The organism is Cupriavidus sp. DF5525 (assembly GCF_040149425.2).
Taxonomy (GTDB): domain Bacteria; phylum Pseudomonadota; class Gammaproteobacteria; order Burkholderiales; family Burkholderiaceae; genus Cupriavidus; species Cupriavidus pickettii_A.
In genome coordinates this window covers 719,836-738,609 of record NZ_CP168266.1, presented here as the reverse complement: position 1 = coordinate 738,609, position 18,774 = coordinate 719,836, and the positions used below count along the sequence as shown (strand labels likewise).

The window sequence follows — 18,774 nt, the reverse complement described above, 5'->3', positions numbered from 1 at the left end:
GAAGGTTCTTTGGGTCTGTTCCAGCGTGACCCTGGACACTTGAGGGTAGCTCCGGACAGTACTCGCCTGCGTGGATTGACGCATCAATTCGAGGCTGACTGAAACGGGAAAACGGCATCTGCGATTCGGGGGGAGACAGACTTCCTGCAGTCCTCCGAGCGGCAGCGGTCGCTGCCGCGCAAGTCCCGAATGCGCGGAAAAGCCGCGAAACGCGGCCTACCCGCTGAAAAAATTTCAACGCTTAGTGCAGCATGTGGAAGACCCCACCCTCTCATTCGACCTGAGCCATTCTGCGACGATCGGTAGCTTAAAGACGAATGGCCGAAGCGGTACTCCGCTTCGGCCAGTTGCGTTGCCAACGGCTGGCACCTACATGACAGTTTTTAGCCTACGTCCAGGAGATTAGGCGCCGATGCGGTCACGCCGATGCTTGCTGGCGTGTGCGGGCCAACCGTGCGGCTGGCTCGCCGAGTTCCCAAAATACTGAAGTCATGATGGCCAAGCCCTGAGCGGCGATCGCAATGGGTAGGTGTTCATTCGGTGCGTGTTGCTTGCAGCCTGGATATGAGTGAGGAATCCAAATCGTTGGTAAGCCCAGAATGTCGGAGAATGCGTCGTTGGGAACAGTGCCGCCAAGATTCGGAACGACTGCAGGTTCCCGTACACTGACGCTGCGGAACGCCTCGTTGGCCCATTCGACCCATGGACTCGCAGGGTCCAAACGTGTTGCCGGCGATCCTCTCAGCAATCGCACTTGGACATCTGTATAGCCGGCTTGGTCCAGGTGTTGGCGAACGACCTCTTCAATGGATTCCCATGCGGTCCCTACTACGAACCGAAGCTGCAAGAACGCGCTTGCTGCCGGCGGAATAGCATTGGCGGGCTTCTCGGGATTGCCGGCTTTTAGGGTGAGCACCTCCAGGGAGTTCCAACCCAGCAGGCGCTCTGCAGCGGAGAGAGTCGGGTCACCCCAATCTTCGTCGATCTTTCGGCCAAGACTTTCGCTGTCAATCTTAAGTTTGGACAGCGCATCCCGGACCGGGAAGGGAATGGGAGGCGGCAACAGGCCCGCCACCTGAATGCGACCCTTCCCGTCGACGAGAGACGAGATCGCACCAGAGAGGACTACCGCCGGGTTCTTCATGATTCCGCCCCAGTTTCCTGAATGAAGCGCACCGCTTCGCAACGAGCAGGTGAGTTCAAAAATCGCAGAGCCACGCGAACCAAGGAACATGGTGGGCTGTTCCTTGCTCACGCGCGGACCGTCAGAGGCGATGAACACGTCCGCGCTCAAGATGTCCGCATGTTGGCGACACACCTGTCGGAGCCCGGGCGAGCTGCGCTCCTCTCCCAGTTCGAAGAGCGCCTTGACATTGAATCCAAGCTTCCCGTTGCGAGCCTTTATCACTTCACGAAGCGCGGTCAGATTGACGAGGTGCTGCCCCTTGTTATCGGCAACGCCTCGGCCGTACCACGCATCATTGCGGTCCACCAGTTGCCATGGGGACAGTCCTGCGTCCCACTGCTCATCCATGCCGGGAACCACGTCGCCGTGCCCGTACGTCAGCATAGTGACGAAGTCGGGATTCTCCACGCGCTCGGCAAATAAGAATGGAGACCCGCCAGGGACTGGATTATCGATCGTTCGACAGGAGAACCCCATTGCCGTCAGGTCCGGTTCCAACACCTCGGCATAATACGGGAGGAGGTCGGCATCATTTGCATCGGCCCCACTGACTGAGCGGTATGCCACCCTGCGTGCGAGATCACCTCTGAAATGGCCTTCCTCGAAGTACTTCCTCACCTCCGCAAGGGCCCGAGCTTTAGTCATTCGTCTTTCCCCCCAACACTTCAGTCAACGTACGAATCGACGGCAGCGAGCGAAGCGACGAAAGTTGCGACACGAGTTCCCCAAGATCACCCTCGTTCATCACGGGCTCGCAGCACTCAAGCACTTTCTCGAGACGCTCTGCGTCATTGAACGGGTCTTGGATTAGTCCTCGCGCGTAGACACGTTGCGTTTCCAACACCGTCCCGTCCTTCAGGACAATCTTGACGATATGGGGAGGCCGCTGATCCGGGTCCTTCGGTTCGTCTTCGAACTTTCTGGCATTCAGCGTTACCAGACTGAAAAGCTTGCGAACCTCTTTACGCTTTACCGCATCTGCCGTGAAATCGGAAAGCGTGACCTTCCCTTGCAAAAGGGCAAGCGCGATGTTGTATTGCATTGAGAATCGCGCCTGGAATTCGTCCTGCGGGTCGTCGTAGCGCAGATTCTTCTTGTTGCTCGCACCGACCAGAATATCGATAGACTCGACGTCCTCGGCCGAGAAGCCATGCTGCCGCTTCAGATCGAGGACACAGTCGATGGAATTGTGGGCGGAGCCGCAGCATGCGTGGCGCTTTGGGGCGAGTCCGAACTCTTCCAGCGCAAGCGGGTTGTCGAGCTTCTTCAGCGGCTCCTCCCAGCCACGAGGTGCGGGACCACCGTACAGGGCGAGAAATCCTTGCGGGTCTTCCAGTACTTCAGGATTGCCCTGTACCCCGGCTTGTCCGAGCCGTGCGGCAACGATTGCATTTGAAGCGCCCATGCCGCATTGGAACGATTTCGCCTCCGTTCCGAATTGAGCCTTGTTGCCAGATGCCATGCTTACTGCGAGGCTCATTGTGGCGACCGTGGCCGCCTTGTCCACCTTCAGAAGTCGCGCGCAAGCACCCGCTGTCCCGATGCAGCCGACGGTAGCGGTCGGATGCCAGCCGGCGAAGTAGTGCGACCGATTGACGCCACGCCCCAGGACCGCATGAAGTTCCAGACCAACGATAAATGCGTCCAGAAGATCGGCACCACTTGCGTCAACTTCGTCACCCAAGGCGATCAAGGCGGGCACCAAGATGGCGGATGCGTGAGTCAGTGCCGGGTAGTAGTTGTCGTCGATTTCAAGTACGTGCGCAGCGGTCCCGTTGACCATTGCGGCCCAGGGTGCTGGGGCTTTCTTTTTTGTGCCGATGATCGTGGCAGCACCAGTGCCCCAGAGGCTGACGCCCGCTCCAACCTTGGTGCTTACGGGGTCCGCACTTCCCGCGACGATGCAGGCAATTGTGTCGCTAAAGGCATGACTGGCGCGCGACAAACAGCTTTCGGGCCACTCACTATTTCGGGTGGTGATCCAATCGGCCAGAGTTTCCAAAACGGACATACGAGTGTTCTCCGAGGCAGGAGGCCTCAACTTAAGTTGGTGGACTGGGAAAGAGAAGCAGGAGAGTTGCCCATCGCCACTCATGGGGACGGGCATGTTGTTGTGCGCCGATTAGTCAGTCGCCGCGCCGGAGCGCTTAACGATGTCGCCCCATTTGGCGCGTTCTTTCTTCACAACGGTCGAAAAGTCTGCCGCGGTACCGCCTACGATGACATAGCCCAGATCGCGCATCCCTTCGATAACGTGAGGGTCCTTCAGCGTTTGATTCACTGCCGTGTTGATCTTTTGCGCAATGGCTGGTGGCAAACCTTCCGGCGCAATGACACCCGACCATGCAACAACTTCGAACTGGGGAACACCGGCTTCCGATACAGTCGGGAGATCAGGCATTAGCGGCGAGCGCTTGGGTCCTGTCACAGCCAGGGCTTTTAGCTTTCCACTCTTCGCTGCGGCAAGGCTCCCCGCCAGGTTGTCGAACACCAGGTCAACGTGACCTGCCATTACGTCATTGACGCCAGCCGGCGCAGTCTTGTACGGCACATGGATCATTTCGATGCCGGTCATCTTTTTGAAGAGCTCGCCGCTCAGGTGACCGGAAGTGCCGTTTCCTGCAGAGGCAAACATCAGCTTGCCCGGACGGGATTTGCCGTATGCAACCAGATCCTTCACCGAGTTGACGGGAAGCTTCGGCGAGACTGACAGAAGGTTCGGGGTGTATCCCACCTGGACAATCAGTTGCACATGATCGGCAGCCGTCTTGGAGGCCTTATTCATACTCGGGTTGATGCCCAGAGTCTGCGTATTGCCATGGCCGATCGTGTAACCATCGGGGGCCGCATTTGCGATCGACTGCATCGCGATAAGGCCTCCTCCCCCTGGGCGATTGTCGACAACAATCGTCTGCCCAAGTCGCTTGCCCACGTCTTGCAGTACTAGTCGCATCAGCGAATCGGGCCCTGATCCCGCGCCAGCGCTCAAGACATACTTAATGGGCTTGTCGGGATACTCAGCGCGCGCGTGTGGAACTACTGCCACCGCCGCGACCACGCCGGCAAGAAGACATTGGAAGGGCTTGCGGGACAGAAAAGTGAACATCTAGACGCCTCTTACCACAAAGAATGCCGCACCGCGCATCTAACCTGTGCACCGACGCGAGCTTTTGCCTCGAAAAGTTGCATCAGAATTTCTGATGCACCGTCGTTGATCGCTCTTGGCATGAATCACCTAGCCATGCAATCATGTCCATATTATTAAGACGCGAGCGAGCCCTACGCAAACGAATGTTTTTGGGTCTAGCATCAATCTAATTAATGTCTAACTATCTTCCTTCCATGACCGCCCTGCGTTGCCTGGACGCGAGCGCGCGCCTATTGAGCTTCACCAAGGCAGCAGAGGAAATGCACCTCACGCAGGGGGCGGTGAGTCACCACATACTTCAACTTGAAAAGCAGCTCGGAGTGCAGTTCTTTACTCGAAGGAGAGCGGGCCTGGAACTCACGCTGGCGGGGCAGAAATACTGGAACGATGTTGTGGCAGTCCTGCGGTTGCTCGAGCGCGCCACGGAAAGCATTGCGACCACAGGAGGACGTGGTGGAACGCTCAATCTGTCCGTTTCGTCGAGCTTCGCAAACTACTGGCTGATGCCCCGCTTGCCCGCGTTTGTACGAGCCAACCCGGACATCACGCTCAATCTATCGACCCGCGTCGGTCCGGTGGACTTTGCAGCGAGCCAGGACGATGCGTCGATTGAATTCTGTACCGGGCCTACACCAGGCATCGATGCGAGCCTCGTCTCGCCACTAGTGCTATACCCCTTCATGTCTCGGGAAGAGTATGAGCGCTTTAAGGCGGAGCGAAAGATACGAGGGGTCTCGTTATCGAAGGACCAACTCCTGGACCTGCTGAAGTCTTTTGCGTTGATTCGGCGAGTGACAGTCCCAGAAGCGTGGCCCGGGTGGCTGCAGGAGGTGGGCCTGTCGGGTGCTCTTCCGGAGTCCAATCTGCAAGGTGGGCCACGTTATGCGCTTCTTTCGATGGCATTGGCGGGCGCCATCGAGGGCCTGGGTATTGCCCTACTTCCCCACTTCATCGTGAGCAATGCCGTGCAATCGCGGCAGTTGGTCTGCCTTAGCAGAGTGCCGTGGATCGCTGCTCGTGGGTACTATCTTCGTTGGCCCGAGTGGCGTTCCGACCTTGATGCGCTCAAACGCTTCTCCGCCTGGCTGAGCGCTCTGCCAAGCGAGACACCGGACGAACCGTCAGAGATTTGAGTAGCTGTCAGCCACAACCGGCCGACCACGCTTACTTTGCGCTCAAACGCTTCGTGACTTGCTCGATGAAGACTTTCAGCGCGTGGGTCCCAACGTTGCTGGCGGCAGTCATGATGCAAACGCCCACGGACAACGGCGGCTCAACGAATATCAGTTGCTTTGTGTCGCTCGTGGACTGAGCCGTGTACTCGTCGATAATCGAAAAGCCTACGCCCCTTTCCACAAGTGCCCGCGCAAGATAATAGGTCTTGACCTCAATAGTCGCGCTGCCATCGTTGATGGCGGGAAGCACCTCTTCGATGCGCGACCCCAGGGGATCAGCCGAGTCAAGACGAATCCACTGGGAACGTTCCAGGTCATCGAGATGAACGACGCCTCGTCCGCGGCGAACGCTCTCAGGGCCGAAAAAAACGGCCCGGGCTCGCCCCAATTCCTCGACGGTGATTCCGGGTGGCGCTGACGGTTCAAATGCGATGCCAATGTCGATCTCTCGCGCCAACAAGAGCGCCGACAGCACTTCATTATTTTCGGTACGGATGTTGATCGAGACATCCGGACACAGGCGAATGAACTCGGCCACCGCTTGGGGGACGAGGCTCAATCCGAGACTGGGGATACATCCGATCCTCAGAATTCCTCCCGGATGCGCGGTGAGATTGCGGGCTAGCTGGCGAACGCGCTCCAGACTCGAGTGGAGATGCTTGGTTTCCTGAAACAGAACTGTGGCCTCGGGGGTGGGCTTAAGCCAATCCACCCAAGATAAGCCGTCAAATAGAATCGCAATTTGCCACGCGCACGCTTGACAGATGACGAGGTTCGAGCGGCCGCCGCCCTGCTTGCGCTGGCTGTTTAGCGCAAGCAGGGCGGCGGCCAATAGAGGATCGTTTCTCGATCTTCGCTTGGCTCTCATGCCCCTGTCCGATCTGTTCGCTACGCTTACCCAATATCTGCACACCAAGGTCTTTCACGATCTTGCCCGTCATCCCGAATATCCAGCCGCATTCACCCGTCAGCGCAAGCTCACCCTGCCCACACTGATCGCGTTCATGCTTGGCAACTTGCGCATGGGCGTTCAAGCCGAACTCGATCAATTCTTCGCCGCGCTCGCCCGCCAAAACACCTTGTGCCGGCGAGTCAGTGAACAAGCCTTCGCCCAGGCTCGCAGCAAACTCAGCGGCGATGTCTTTGCTCACCTCAATGACTGGCTGCTTCAGCAGGTGTCCAACCATTTGCCGCGCTGGCATGGCTTTCGGCTGGTCGCAGCCGACGCCTCGCACCTGCGTTTTGCCATCCGCCACAGCCATCTGCCTCGAGCCGCCACCCGTGATCAACTCGCTTTCGGCCTGTACCTCCCCGGGGCCGAGATGATGCTCGCCGCCTCACTGCACAGCGTGCTCGAGAACGAACGCCAGATCCTGTTCGAGCATCTGGACCGCCTGCAATCCGACGACTTGCTGTTGCTCGACCGCGGCTACCCGGCCCGCTGGCTGGTAGCCGTACTCAACCAACGAAACATCCCTTTCTGCATGCGCGCCGACGGTAGCGGCTTTGCTGCCCTGCGGGACTTCGTCCGCTCCGGCCGCGCCGAGACCGTCGTCACGCTCCCGGCTCCAGCCCGCAATGACGCGCGCGACTATGAATGTGCGTCCGTCCCGCAGACCGTCCGGCTCATCCGGCAGATCTCGCCAGCCGCCAAGGTTCGCGTGCTCATCACCAATCTGCTCGACAGGCACCGCCATCCGGCTGCCACCTTCCGCGATCTCTATCACCAGCGCTGGCGTCTCGAGGAGGCCTTCAAACGCCTCAAACACCGCATGGCACTCGAACACCTGTCCGGCCTCTCACAGTTGGCCGCCAGGCAGGACTTCGGAGCCAAAGTCCTGTGCGATAACCTGCACGCCCTGTGCTGTCTTGCGGCCGCGCAGGAACATGACATTGACTCGGATCATCGGATCAACCGTGCCTACGCCATCACCGCCCTTAAACGTGTCCTGCCTGCACTGCTGCTCGGCCTGCGCTGGGCCAAGGCTGCCCTGAACGAGACCTTGACCTTGATCGCAACACGTCTCCAGCGCGTGCGACCAGATCGCGCCAAGCCCCGTCCACCACGCCACAAGCCTCATCGACATGCCGCTTATAAGGCTTGTTGATGCTGCTTATCTTGGGTGGATTGGGGCTTAAGCCCCCCCGGCAATCTCTTGAATAGCGCAATCCCCAGACTCTGCTCTGCCTGCGCAAGCATCTTGCTCGCCGCAGGCTGCGAGATGTTCAGAAATTCAGCCGCGCTCGACAGCGAGCCTGCCTGCATGACTGCGTGGAATACTTCAATATGACGTAGCCGCATGCCAGCTCCAATGTTAGTCGCGCACCGACGGTGCCGAAATGTTCATTGCACCAATCCACCATTAGGTGGCCATGCCAAATGATCCGGCTCCGCGTGCACAAACACGTAATGCCAGTTCCATGCGGTGGCGACGATATTAGCTCGGGGTAATCGGCCATTTTGGCAGCTTTGCCTTTTTGTAAGTCAGCAAGTCGTAGCGCGGCGTAGCCGAACCAGGAGCGCCTACGTAAAGGACTCGTTCTGACACCTTGGAATAGGATGCGTAGAAGTGCTGGGCCGACTTGACTACCACGATCCTCTTCTTGGCGATATCGCAGCCGATACCTGTGAACAGGTCCACGTTCAACGCCTGGCACCGATTCGAGATCAATACACACTCGATACCGTCGAACTCAATGAGGGCGGCGTCGCCCACTGAAAGCGGTTCGCCAGCTTGGCCGGTCATGATGTGGTTGTGACGGAGCGTCTTGACAAGGCAGGTAACGTCCAGCGGATCTCCGGAAACAGGGCTGATCTTTCCGCCGATCCGAAGTTCGACGCGCGCGCCTTCGCCCGCTGCGAATGCCATCTGCACCGCAACGGGATCCCATAGCGGCCCCACGGCGACGTCAGTAATACCGCGCTCGATGAGTCGCCCGAGAATGAAGGTCGAATCGCCAGCCGCGCCACTACCGGGATTGTCGGACCGGTCAGCGAGAATTGCTGGCGTTTGTCCCGCTTCCAACGCGTCGTCAAGCGCCTCGTCGATAGTCAGGTAATTCGGTCGAAGCTGCTCACGAAGTGCTATGAGTTCATCCGCCAGGCTTTGAGCGAGCGTCTGGGCCGCAACCGCATCACCGTCGGTATACACAAGAACTTTCGTCCCCATGGCCGGCACATCGCCCGTCGCGAATCCCTGAACAGCCGAAATGGTCAGAACGCGATTCTTGCCTTCCAACCCAGCAAGCTTGTCCACGAACGCTCTGCCCGGATCCCTTGAAGTGTGAATCGGCACGACCATATTTGTGTCCACCACTGCAGCCACGGGATGGATATCCCCCGCATAAGTGCGAGCACACAGATCAACGAGTTCGATAGCTCGCTCCCTGATATCGGTGTGCGGATACTCCTTGTACGCGATCAGTATGTTTGCGTTGGAGACCATCTCTTCGCTGAGGTGCGCATGCGGGTCCAACTCACAACCGATAATCGCTTCCGGTCCAACAATCGCGCGGACACGCTCGATCAGGTCGCCTTCGCAATCATCATAACCATCGGCGACCATGGCGCCGTGTAGACCGAGGAGAACCATGTCGACCGGCAGTGCTTTCTTTAGATCGGAAAGCAACTCGTCCCGGAGCGTCTCGTACGCCGCCCGAGTTACCAGGCCGGCCGGCTGCGCCTGCGCATAAAGTCCCTCTAGGACTGTCCACCCCTCTGTGCGCGCACGCTCGCGTGCAATGATCAGTGGCGCAGCGTAACGCGTCATCTGCTCCGGATGCTTGCCTGCCGGGTAGTACCCCCCCGCCTTGAAAGCATCGAGGCCCGTGGGCAACGGAGAAAAAGTGTTGGTTTCGGTGCCAATGCCGGCGCTGAATACACGCATTGCTTACCCCTATGGTTCGCCGCAGGCCGCGGCAAGTCCGGAAAAGTGACGCAAAAGCGTCAGGATGGGGAAAGTTTGGCGCGCGCGCTTGTACATGACAAATGAAAAAAAGCGGGCCGCCTTAACCGGTGGTTATGCACCATCATAGCGAAGATGGGAATGGGGGGTAGAGAAAACCCTACGACATAACCAAAAACTATGTCCCCCTCTATCTTTTCATTAGACGGGGGCCGCATGTCACATCAATATGACATCGCTCCCAGCCGCGCTTGCGGCGGTCCGACACGATCGCGCATTTTTTCACTGGATGAAACCATGAGCCACTCTTTGCTTCGCAAAATCTTCGTCGCCTCGGCCTTTGCCATGTCCATCGGTGCTGCCCACGCGGCCTATCCTGATCGCCCTATCCGCGTCGTTGTGCCGTCAGCCGCTGGCGGCAGCCCGGACATCGTCGTACGGATTTTTAGCAACGAGATCGGCAAGAAGCTCGGTCAATCGCTCGTGGTCGACAATCGGCCCGGCGCCGCCGGCAACATCGGCATGCAGGCCGTCATGACTGCGCAGCCTGATGGTTACACGATCGGCTATGGCAACAACGCTACGTTGACGACGAACGAATTCTTGTTCACGAAGCTGCCATATGACCCCAACAAGTTAGAGCCGGTTGTCCTTCTGACCAAGACCGCGAGCGTACTGGTCGTGAACAACAATCTGCCGGTGAAAAACGTGCAGGAACTCGTCCAGTACTGCAAGCAACACGGCGACAAGGTTTCCTTCGGCTCGGCAGGTATCGGAACGTCGGCACACATTGGTGCCGAGCTCTTCAAGACCATGACTGGTATCAAGGCAGTGCATGTACCGTACAAAGGGGCTCCTCAAGCTCAGAATGACCTGATGGCCGGCAATGTCCAGTTCATGTTCGACAACTTCGGCGCCATCGGGCCAAATGTGAAGGCAGGTAAGGTCCGCGCATTGGCAGTCACGTCCAAAGCGCGAACGCCACTCTTCCCTGACGTCCCGACGATGGATGAGGCAGGCGTCAAGGCCTTCGAAATGACTGCCTGGGGTGCCATCATCGCTCCTCCCGGCACACCGGCGGAGATCGTCACGAAGCTCAACAAGGCATTCAATGAGGTCATGCAGGACAAGAACGTCCAGGCCCAGCTTCAGAAGCTGGGCTCCACGCCTGTGGGTGGCACCCCGGACGATGCCCGGAAGCACATCAAGGCCGAACGTGCGAAATGGGGTGAAGTAGTACGCAAGAGCGGTGCAAAGGTCGAATGACCGGGCTGGCCCGCAAAACGTTCCCTCGCACAAGTCTTGCACTATGAAGAATGACCTCTTGCGCATCGGGTGTGCCGCCGGCTTCTCTGGCGATCGCACCGATGCTGCCGGGCCCGTCGTTGACGCGCTGATCGCGGCCGGTGGTCCAGCCTTCCTGATCTTTGAAACGCTGGCAGAGCGCACGCTCGCGTTGGCGCAGCTTGCGCGGCGGTCGGACCCGGCCGCTGGTTATGAGCCACTTCTGGTGGACATCCTGCGCCCTGTCCTTGGACGTTGCCTTGCCCACGGAGTGCGCCCGGTCGGACCCGGCCGCTGGTTATGAGCCACTTCTGGTGGACATCCTGCGCCCTGTCCTTGGACGTTGCCTTGCCCACGGAGTGCGCATCGTCAGTAATTTCGGTGCGGCCAATCCGGAAGGCGCCGCCAGGCGAATTCATGTTCTCGCGCGTGACCTTGGTCTTCCTGCGCCTCGTATCGCCATCGTTCAAGGCGACGACGTTTCCGGCCCAGCGCATCGGCCGCTGTTGGAACAAGCGGTAGGAGAACGCTTCTCCACGCTGGATGTCGTATCGGCGAACGCCTATCAGGGAGCAGAAGCTATCGCGGACGCCCTGATTGCCGGCGCAGACATCGTGGTCTGCGGTCGCGTAGCCGATCCGTCGCTCGCCGTCGGGCCGGCACTCGCCCATTTTGGCTGGTCGCGCAACGACTGGACACGCCTCGCTCGCGCGACCATGGCGGGACACTTGCTGGAATGCGGCGCGCAGGTAACCGGCGGTTACTACGCCGATCCAGGCTATAAGGATGTAGCAGGCCTGGCTTCTCTGGGCTACCCGATCGCCGAAATTGACGCTGACGGCAACTGCACCATCACGAAACCGGCGGGTACGGGCGGACGGATCGACGCGCATACGGTCAAGGAGCAACTCCTTTACGAGGTGCATGATCCCGCCGCGTATTTCACGCCGGACGTGATTGCAGACATTATGGATGCGGAAGTTACCGAACTGGGGCCGGATCGCGTGCGACTGACTGGAGTCCGCGGGCATCCGAGGCCGGCCAACCTCAAGGTGAATGTTTGCCACGCCACCGGATGGCTTGCCGAAGGCGAGATTTCTTACGCGGGCGCTCGCGCGGAAGGACGGGCACGGCTTGCGGCCCAAGTGCTGAAAGAGCGACTGGCAGGCTTGGGGCAGCTTCGCGTGGATCTTATCGGCGTCAGCAGCATATTTGCTGACGACGCCGGGCAATGGCTGGCCGCCCATCCTGACTCAGGCGCTGAAGACGTACGGCTGCGCGTCGCCATGAACCACCGCGAACGCGCGAGCGCAGAACAGCTCGGCCGCGAGGTGACGGCTCTTTACACCTGCGGTCCTGCCGGGGGCGGTGGCGTTCGCACGGCGCTTCGCCAGCGATTGGGCACAGTCTCCTGCGCGTTGTCGCGCGACCGCGCGCCCACTTCGTTTCAATTTGTCGAGGCTGCGGTATGAAAACTGTCACCGTTCCGTTGTTCCGGGCGGCTCATGGCCGTACGGGGGACAAGGGCAATCGTTCCAACATCAGCGTTATCGCCTGGCATCCAGACTTGTGGCCCATTCTGGTTGAACAAGTGACTGAGTCGGCTGTGACCGCGCAGTTTGCGCACCGCCGGCCGACTCGCGTCGTGCGGCATGTTCTGCCAACCCTGCAGGCAATGAACTTTGTCCTGGATGAGGTCTTGGACGGAGGCGTCAACGACTCACTCAATCTGGATAGCCACGGCAAGGCACTGTCATTTCACCTGCTTGCCCTGCCGATTGAGGTCCCGATTGATCTGATGCCATGCCTTGCAGGGCCACCGTTGAACGCCAACGAGCCCTGAGCCATCACGGTTGCGGCCAGCCAGGTCCGCCGGCGGGACACCGTAGCCCATCCTCCTCCATCCTTTTCTGACAACAACGGACTGGATGCACGCGAGAGATGGGCTTTTTTTTCTTTTTTCTCCCGGAAGCGATCCCTTACGACAACCTTTCGTTGCGCCGACTCAGAAACATCACCTCTTGATGTTTTGTAGATCCACGCACCAGGTCGGCGCCCATGCCGCACCATTTCGCGCTGATTAACTGTCGGTTATGCACCGTATCAGGCAGATCAGCAGTTCATATAACCGCAGTCTATGTCCACCCTCATCTTTTCATTGGACGCAGGGTTCCCGGCCGCGCACCATGAGCCCCATCAAAGGACGTGCTGTTCGTAGGAGAAGAGTGATGGAAGGCAGGTTTAGTCGAGCACAGAAAACCGCTTGTATTGCTGGCCTGTTCCTCGCATGGGCAGTCGGCTACGCCGACCGCATTCTAATGAGCGTTGCGCTCGTACCGATATCACAAGAGTTCGCACTGTCTGCGCGCGAGGCCGGCATGTTGCTGAGCGCGTTCTATGTCAGCTACGCCATCATGCAGCTTGCCGGCGGTTGGCTGTCCGACAAACTGGGCTCGCGCATCGTCGCGGTGGCCTGTGTCGTTATGTGGTCGATCTTTACGGGCATGACAAGCCTCGCATGGTCTTTCACATCGCTGCTGCTGATTCGTTTCCTGTTCGGGATCGGAGAAGGCAGCTTCTCGCCTGCGAGTTCCGTGACCGTAGCGGAGGTTTTTCCAAAGAATCAACGAGCACGGGCGAAATCCTTTCTCGTATCTACGGTATTCCTGGGGAGTGCCGCGGGTTCGGCCATCATCGCCGCCACCGTGAGCAAGCTCGGCTGGCGCGGCGCTTTCCATATCCTGGCCGTGGCAGGTTTCTTCGTTGCCATCTTCCTGTGGTTCTCCCTGCGCAGTGGCATGGGTTCAAAGCGCGGCGTAAAGACGGAACGTCCGCGTATGGTCTGGCGCCCAGTACTCAAGATGCCTCTTGCATGGAAGCTGATGACCATCTGGTTCTTCACCAGCGCGCTGCACGTGGGCGTCAACTCCTGGATGCCAGCGTATTTGCTGAAGACTTACCACATCAGTTTGAGCCACGCCGGGCTGGCAATGATCATTCCGAACCTGTTGTCGTTCTTCGGTGCAAACATGGTCGGCTACCTGCTTGACAAGCTGGGACGGCGCTTTGAAAAGGGCTGCCTGGTTGTCGGATCAGCACTTAGCACGCTGTTCTTCGTCATGATGATCACGACTGATCAGGTATGGCTCCTCATCGCCTTCTGGTCCCTGTACTCCCTCTCGTTCAATCTGGTCTACGCGACGGTGTTCTCTGCACCGCTGCGTCGTGCGCCGGAACATCTCATCGGTAGTACGACGGGCCTAATGAACTTCGGGGGGCAACTGGGCAACTCGATCTTCCCTGCGATCATGGGGGCGTTGATCACCGCGGCCGGGGGCGCGTTCTTCTCCGCCTTCTATCTTCTTGTGGGCGTTGGCGTGCTTTCCATAGTGGCAGCGCTGCTGTGGAAAGCACCGGCAGACGACGAAGTCTACGGCTTGCTCGGAGACCATCTCGCGCCTCGGCGCGGATAAGTCCCGAAGGCAACGAGCGTCTTATAGCTGGCATCGACGCCCGTCGCTCGTGGAGCGGTGGGCGTTTCTCACTGCTTTAAGGCCATATAGCCTTCGGAACGAGCCACGGTATACTCCGAGTGAGTAGGCTGGAAAGCCCCCATGACCCATGTCGCTGTGCAAGCATGGGCCTCTTGCCCAGATGGTTCCATAGAGCCTGTACAAGCTTCCGCAGGATCACGAGCCGGAGCGGACGAAAGAAAGCGCAACGGTTTAGATGCGCCCCTAGTACGGCTGAGCTAGGCGAGGCTTTCGCCAGCGACAGTCATTCCAATGCAGCCGGTGCCGAGAACCGATCCGTCCTTGTTGCCGGGGATGGGCAATGGTCAAATAGACGTTGGTGTGCTTGGAGAACGCGTAGTCTGCCGAGATGATGAACAGCCAATGGTCAGGCACCAGAGTTGCCATAGTGCCTTGGGGGGGAAACGGTGCCAGTAAGCGTCCATGTCGGCGCGAGGCCACGGTGCCCCGCCGAATGCGAGTCGTCATTCGGCTAGCCCACGCGGGGCAGGGCCAGCACTAGCACCGCAAGAGAGGAAGCGATGCTAGGCGGGGGACTTACGATTCCGCTGCTACGAGCTTCTTGTACACCAGCGCCGAAAGGGCGACGTCTACAAGCCCCACACCAACCGATTTGTAGACTCCAATGCCTTGGGCAGTTTTTGCAGAGGCGTCTCCGGTTAGCACGTCACCAATCTCCAGAACGCGATCCCAATCAACGACGCCGTCTTGCGCCATAACCAGGTCGCCCGCTTCCTTTCGCGCCTGGTCTTTGTGTTCGACGATAATCCGGGCAGCGCGCTGCAGCGTGGAATCGTCGATCTCTCGCGTCTGTGGCTTACTCGAGCCGATTGCTGCAACGAATGCATGAGGCTTGAGGAGCTTTCCATCAAACAAAGGCGTGGGGCTGCGAGTGCATGTGATAACCACATCCGCTTCCGGCACAGCCTTGACAGCCTCCGCAGTCTGGAACGCAACGCTCGGGTACGCTTGCGCAAAGGTGGTCGCCAGTGCCTCGCCATCTCCCTTGCTCACAATGAAGACGCGGCGGAAAACACCAAGTTCCAGCATCGCCGTAAGATGGGCCTTGGCCTGAATCCCTGCCCCGAAAATCGTCAGTGTGGAGGCGTTCGGCGGCATTTGAGCCTCGACCACGACTCGCGTAGTAGCCGCTGTACGAAACTCCGTCAACGCGTTGCCCTGGATGGTACCCAGGTAGTGACCATCAGCGCCATCGAAGAGGACAACAACGAAGTCGAATTGCCCTGCATTGGTCGAATAGACCTTTGCACCGCACATTCCCGCGGGCGCGACGATACCCCCCATTACACTGAGTGTCAGATGGTCATGATAGGTGCGCGCCCGTTGCAAGGTTACGGCGCCGCCCTGTGCTGCTGCGATGAACGCATCGCGCACAACCGCGCTGCTCTCGCTCATCGTGAGAACGTTGCGGACTTGCTCATCAGTGATCAGTTTCATATCGCGTCTTCTGCTTCTGCCGAAGGGCAGCCTGCATATAGTGATGAAAGAAGGCTGATTGTTTCCCGATCACGCGGCTTCGTCTAATGCGTTTTCTTTGGCCCGTCTAACCTGAGGCTATGTCGTAGGGGTGTACCGGCTTCGGCAGTTATCGGGAGTGGCTCCTAGCACGCTTCGCCGAGAATGTGGCACCGAGAATGTGCGACGCACGCGCCGATGTCTCAATGTGGATTAACTGAGGGTTATACCCGGTAGCGTTTTGTCAATTGCGCCGACTTACAGACGTTCGCATACTGGTGTAGCGCTGAAATTGCAACAGCGAGCGTCTCTCTCCAGTACGTAACTGGGACAACAACCCCAAACGAAACTATGCATGTATGTGTGCTTGGCGGCGGCGTCGTCGGCGTGACCACCGCTTACTTCCTGGCTCGTGAAGGTCATCGCGTCACTGTCGTCGAACAACACCCGGAAGCCGGCGTGGAGACGAGCTTTGCAAATGGGGGCCAGCTCAGCTACAGCTACGTCGCGCCGCTCGCCGGCCCCTCGGCCCTTCATCATTTACCCGCGTGGCTGCTCAGTAAGACAGCACCATTGCTTTTCCGGCCCAGGCTGAGCCTGGCGCAATGGACTTGGTGCATGCAGTTCCTTCGTCATTGCACTACCGACCGTAGTCGACAGACAACGGTGGAAATGCTGTTGCTCGGCGCCTACAGCAAAGCTGTCATGAACGATGTCATGCTGGATGAAGGCATCGATTTCGCCCACAGCAAGAGCGGCAAGCTTGTTGTGTATCGTGATCCTGTCGAGTTCGAAGGTGCGAAACGGCAGATGGAATTCCAGGCGAAGTTTGGCGCCGAACAAAGTGCACTGGACGCGAAGGCGTGCGTGCTTGCAGAGCCTGCGCTTTACGCAGTGGGCGACAAGTTGGCCGGAGGCATCCTGACCCCCTCCGAAGACGCCGGCGATTGTTATCTCTTCACGCGCGAACTTGGTCGTGTCGCCAAAGAGAAGTATGGAGTCGACTTCCTGTTCAACAATCGAGTCCACGGGCTCATCCGGGAAGGCGGCAAGGTGGTGGCGGTGCGCACCGATTCTGGCGATGTCAATGCCGATTTGTATGTGCTCGCGCTCGGCAATGGCAGCTCAGAGCTGGCAGCCGACCTCGGCATTCGACTTCCGATGTATCCGCTCAAGGGTTACAGCTTGACTGTTCCGGTGGAGGAGGCACATCAGGCCCCTGCGTTGAGCGTAACAGACCTGCATCATAAGATCGTCTATGCCAAGCTCGGTCAGCACCTGCGAATCGCGGGAATGGTTGATATGACGCCCACCGACTCCCACGTCGATGCGGCCCGGATCGAGCTTCTCAGGTCCCAAGCCGCGGCCACGATGCCAAATGCTGGAGATTATTCCGGAGCACAAGTCTGGACCGGCGCCCGTCCGGCCACGCCGGACAGCAAGCCTCTCCTTGGTAAGACAAATTTGTCGAACCTTCATCTAAACACTGGACACGGAGCCCTTGGCTTCACGCTTGCCTGTGCCAGCGCCAAGCTCGTCGCGGACACTTTGTGCGGCCGTTCACCCGCTCTCGATCTGGCGCCATATCAGCTCGCAGGTCGGAACGTGCGCCGCGACTACCGGAAACTTGGCTCGCCTAACCTCGCGCTGAACTAAGCGTCCTTGCCGGTTGCTGCACGGACCACTTACCGCAGCCGGTTGTACGCCCTCCATGAGTCTGTCGCCTCCGCCAATGGGGGCCGTGGAGCGCCACGAACTCACATGCAGCCTTTGGCAAAGAAACGAAATCAATCGAGGAGAACCCCGTGCACGCTATCCGTCTGGCCTTTCCCTTGCTCTTGCTGTGCGCTTCGCTCTCGACACGAGGCGCCGAACCGAACCAAGCGGTTTTAGCACAATCGGAGCAATATCGCGAGGAAGCACTCAGCCTCCTGGAACGCCTTGTAAATATCGATTCCGGTTCTGCGAGTACATCGGGCATCGAGTCCGTTAGCTCAGTTGTGGTCGACGAACTGAAGAGAACCGACGCGCAGATCGAAACAGTGTCGGCTAAGCCTGCTGCTGGCAGTAATGTCCTAGCAACCTGGAAGGGTACCGGCAAGGCTCGGATACTTTTGATGGCACATCTGGACACCGTCTTTCCCGATGGTACCGCCTCGACGCGGCCGTTCCGGATCAGCGATGGTCGCGCATATGGCCCGGGAGTCGTCGACAACAAAGGCGGCGTGGTTCTCGGCATCTATGCGATGAAGGTCCTGAAGGGGCTGGACTTCAAGCAATACGGCCAGATTACGCTGCTGCTCAACACGAATGAGGAGACAGGCTCCAAGGGCTCGCGCGCCTTGATCGAACAGCAAGCAAAGCAGCATGATGTCGTGCTCAACCTGGAGCCGGGACGAGAACATGACGGCCTTACAGTCCAGCGAAAAGGTAGCGGCACTCTCACCATTGAGGTGACGGGCAAGGCTTCGCACGCGGCCGGTCCGGAAAAAGGGCGAAACGCCGTCACGGAGTTGGCACACCAAATCCTGGAACTGAACAAACTTGGCGACCCGGCAAAGCTCACTACTTTGAGTGTGACGGTGGTGAAGGCCGGCACGGTATCGAACGTGATCCCTGATAGCGCCACCGCTTACGGAGATGTTCGCGTTGCGGTGCCGGAAGAATTTGACCGGATTGAACGCGATCTAGTGCGCGTATCAGGCACCACACTCGTACCTGACACCAAAGTGACGGCGAAGCTGGTCCGCGGTTTCCCTCCCATGCCTCGAACGCCCACGACCGATAAGCTCGCTGCACAGGCGCAAGAGATCTACGCAGAGATCGGTAGAAAGCTTGGGCTTGAAATGAGCGGCGGTGCTGCCGATGCAAGTCTGACAGCCGGCGTCGGCACGCCGACTCTGGACGGTTTCGGCATGGTAGGCGCACACCCGCATTCCACGGAAGAGTACGCCGACGTCAACTTGGTCGTACCTCGCCTTTATCTTCTGTCTCGCATGCTCATGCGGCTGTCAACGCAGTAAACCGACAACCAGGTCGCATTTCGAGGTTGGGATGAAAGGTCATT

The 18,774-nt window shown here is 58.8% G+C and carries 15 protein-coding genes and 1 pseudogene; 9 read left to right on the top strand and 7 right to left on the bottom strand.

All coding sequences use genetic code 11. The features are described from left to right. Positions 1–418 precede the first annotated feature (418 nt). The 3 genes from ABNX08_RS24595 to ABNX08_RS24585 form a co-directional block, all read right to left on the bottom strand. The gene (locus ABNX08_RS24595) at positions 419–1,831 is read right to left on the bottom strand and encodes a M20 family metallopeptidase (RefSeq protein ID WP_349607866.1); all 1,413 of its coding nucleotides are present in this window, start codon (positions 1,829–1,831) and stop codon (positions 419–421) included. Continuing rightward, positions 1,824–3,197, bottom strand: coding sequence for an MmgE/PrpD family protein (locus ABNX08_RS24590; RefSeq protein ID WP_022538304.1), 1,374 nt, complete (start codon positions 3,195–3,197; stop codon positions 1,824–1,826). Before ABNX08_RS24590 ends, ABNX08_RS24595 begins: the two co-directional genes overlap by 8 nt. A gap of 111 nt (positions 3,198–3,308) precedes the next feature. Further along, on the bottom strand, positions 3,309–4,292 hold the full coding sequence (locus ABNX08_RS24585) for a tripartite tricarboxylate transporter substrate binding protein (RefSeq protein WP_022538303.1): 984 nt from the start codon (positions 4,290–4,292) through the stop codon (positions 3,309–3,311). 215 nt (positions 4,293–4,507) lie between these two features. On the opposite strand from ABNX08_RS24585, the gene ABNX08_RS24580 reads away from it, so the two are divergent. Next, positions 4,508–5,467: a LysR family transcriptional regulator gene (locus ABNX08_RS24580; protein ID WP_022538302.1), complete on the top strand. Its 960-nt coding sequence runs from the start codon at positions 4,508–4,510 to the stop codon at positions 5,465–5,467. Positions 5,468–5,498: 31 nt separating this feature from the next. On the opposite strand, the gene ABNX08_RS24575 is transcribed toward ABNX08_RS24580, so the two are convergent. After that, positions 5,499–6,377: a LysR substrate-binding domain-containing protein gene (locus ABNX08_RS24575; protein WP_374063709.1), complete on the bottom strand. Its 879-nt coding sequence runs from the start codon at positions 6,375–6,377 to the stop codon at positions 5,499–5,501. On the opposite strand from ABNX08_RS24575, the gene ABNX08_RS24570 reads away from it, so the two are divergent. Further along, entirely contained in the window at positions 6,376–7,617 is a 1,242-nt protein-coding gene (locus ABNX08_RS24570) for an IS4 family transposase (RefSeq protein WP_051370080.1), read from the top strand. The genes ABNX08_RS24575 and ABNX08_RS24570 overlap by 2 nt on opposite strands. Positions 7,618–7,640: 23 nt before the next feature. Here ABNX08_RS24570 and ABNX08_RS24565 read toward each other — a convergent pair. Together ABNX08_RS24565 and ABNX08_RS24560 are read right to left on the bottom strand one after the other, a co-directional pair. Beyond that, positions 7,641–7,811: pseudogene (locus ABNX08_RS24565) on the bottom strand (LysR family transcriptional regulator); the annotation flags it as partial. Positions 7,812–7,947: 136 nt separating this feature from the next. Beyond that, entirely contained in the window at positions 7,948–9,396 is a 1,449-nt protein-coding gene (locus ABNX08_RS24560) for a M81 family metallopeptidase (protein ID WP_022538300.1), read from the bottom strand. A gap of 315 nt (positions 9,397–9,711) precedes the next feature. Between ABNX08_RS24560 and ABNX08_RS24555 the strand changes: the two genes are divergently transcribed. The 5 genes from ABNX08_RS24555 (at position 9,712) to ABNX08_RS24535 (ending at position 14,171) form a co-directional block, all read left to right on the top strand. Continuing rightward, positions 9,712–10,680 carry a tripartite tricarboxylate transporter substrate binding protein gene (locus tag ABNX08_RS24555; RefSeq protein WP_022538299.1) on the top strand — a complete coding sequence of 323 codons (969 nt, stop codon included), beginning with the start codon at positions 9,712–9,714 and terminating at the stop codon, positions 10,678–10,680. A 43-nt stretch (positions 10,681–10,723) separates the two neighbouring features. After that, complete coding sequence (locus tag ABNX08_RS24550; protein WP_374063708.1) at positions 10,724–11,002, top strand: acyclic terpene utilization AtuA family protein; 279 nt, start codon at positions 10,724–10,726, stop codon at positions 11,000–11,002. A gap of 10 nt (positions 11,003–11,012) precedes the next feature. Then, complete coding sequence (locus ABNX08_RS24545; RefSeq protein WP_374063707.1) at positions 11,013–12,170, top strand: acyclic terpene utilization AtuA family protein; 1,158 nt, start codon at positions 11,013–11,015, stop codon at positions 12,168–12,170. Continuing rightward, on the top strand, positions 12,167–12,541 hold the full coding sequence (locus tag ABNX08_RS24540; RefSeq protein WP_022538298.1) for a hypothetical protein: 375 nt from the start codon (positions 12,167–12,169) through the stop codon (positions 12,539–12,541). The genes ABNX08_RS24545 and ABNX08_RS24540 overlap by 4 nt, the downstream gene beginning before the upstream one ends. A 385-nt stretch (positions 12,542–12,926) precedes the next feature. Further along, positions 12,927–14,171 carry an MFS transporter gene (locus tag ABNX08_RS24535; RefSeq protein WP_022538297.1) on the top strand — a complete coding sequence of 415 codons (1,245 nt, stop codon included), beginning with the start codon at positions 12,927–12,929 and terminating at the stop codon, positions 14,169–14,171. Positions 14,172–14,768: 597 nt separating this feature from the next. On the opposite strand, the gene ABNX08_RS24530 is transcribed toward ABNX08_RS24535, so the two are convergent. Continuing rightward, positions 14,769–15,689: an ornithine cyclodeaminase family protein gene (locus tag ABNX08_RS24530; RefSeq protein ID WP_022538296.1), complete on the bottom strand. Its 921-nt coding sequence runs from the start codon at positions 15,687–15,689 to the stop codon at positions 14,769–14,771. A 369-nt stretch (positions 15,690–16,058) separates the two neighbouring features. Here ABNX08_RS24530 and ABNX08_RS24525 point away from each other — a divergent pair, with 369 nt between their 5' ends. Together ABNX08_RS24525 and ABNX08_RS24520 are read left to right on the top strand one after the other, a co-directional pair. Beyond that, positions 16,059–17,363, top strand: coding sequence for a D-amino acid dehydrogenase (locus ABNX08_RS24525; RefSeq protein ID WP_022538295.1), 1,305 nt, complete (start codon positions 16,059–16,061; stop codon positions 17,361–17,363). A 149-nt stretch (positions 17,364–17,512) separates the two neighbouring features. Next, positions 17,513–18,730 (top strand): glutamate carboxypeptidase, encoded by a 1,218-nt coding sequence (locus ABNX08_RS24520; RefSeq protein WP_022538294.1) that lies wholly within the window; start codon positions 17,513–17,515, stop codon positions 18,728–18,730. Positions 18,731–18,774: the final 44 nt, after the last annotated feature.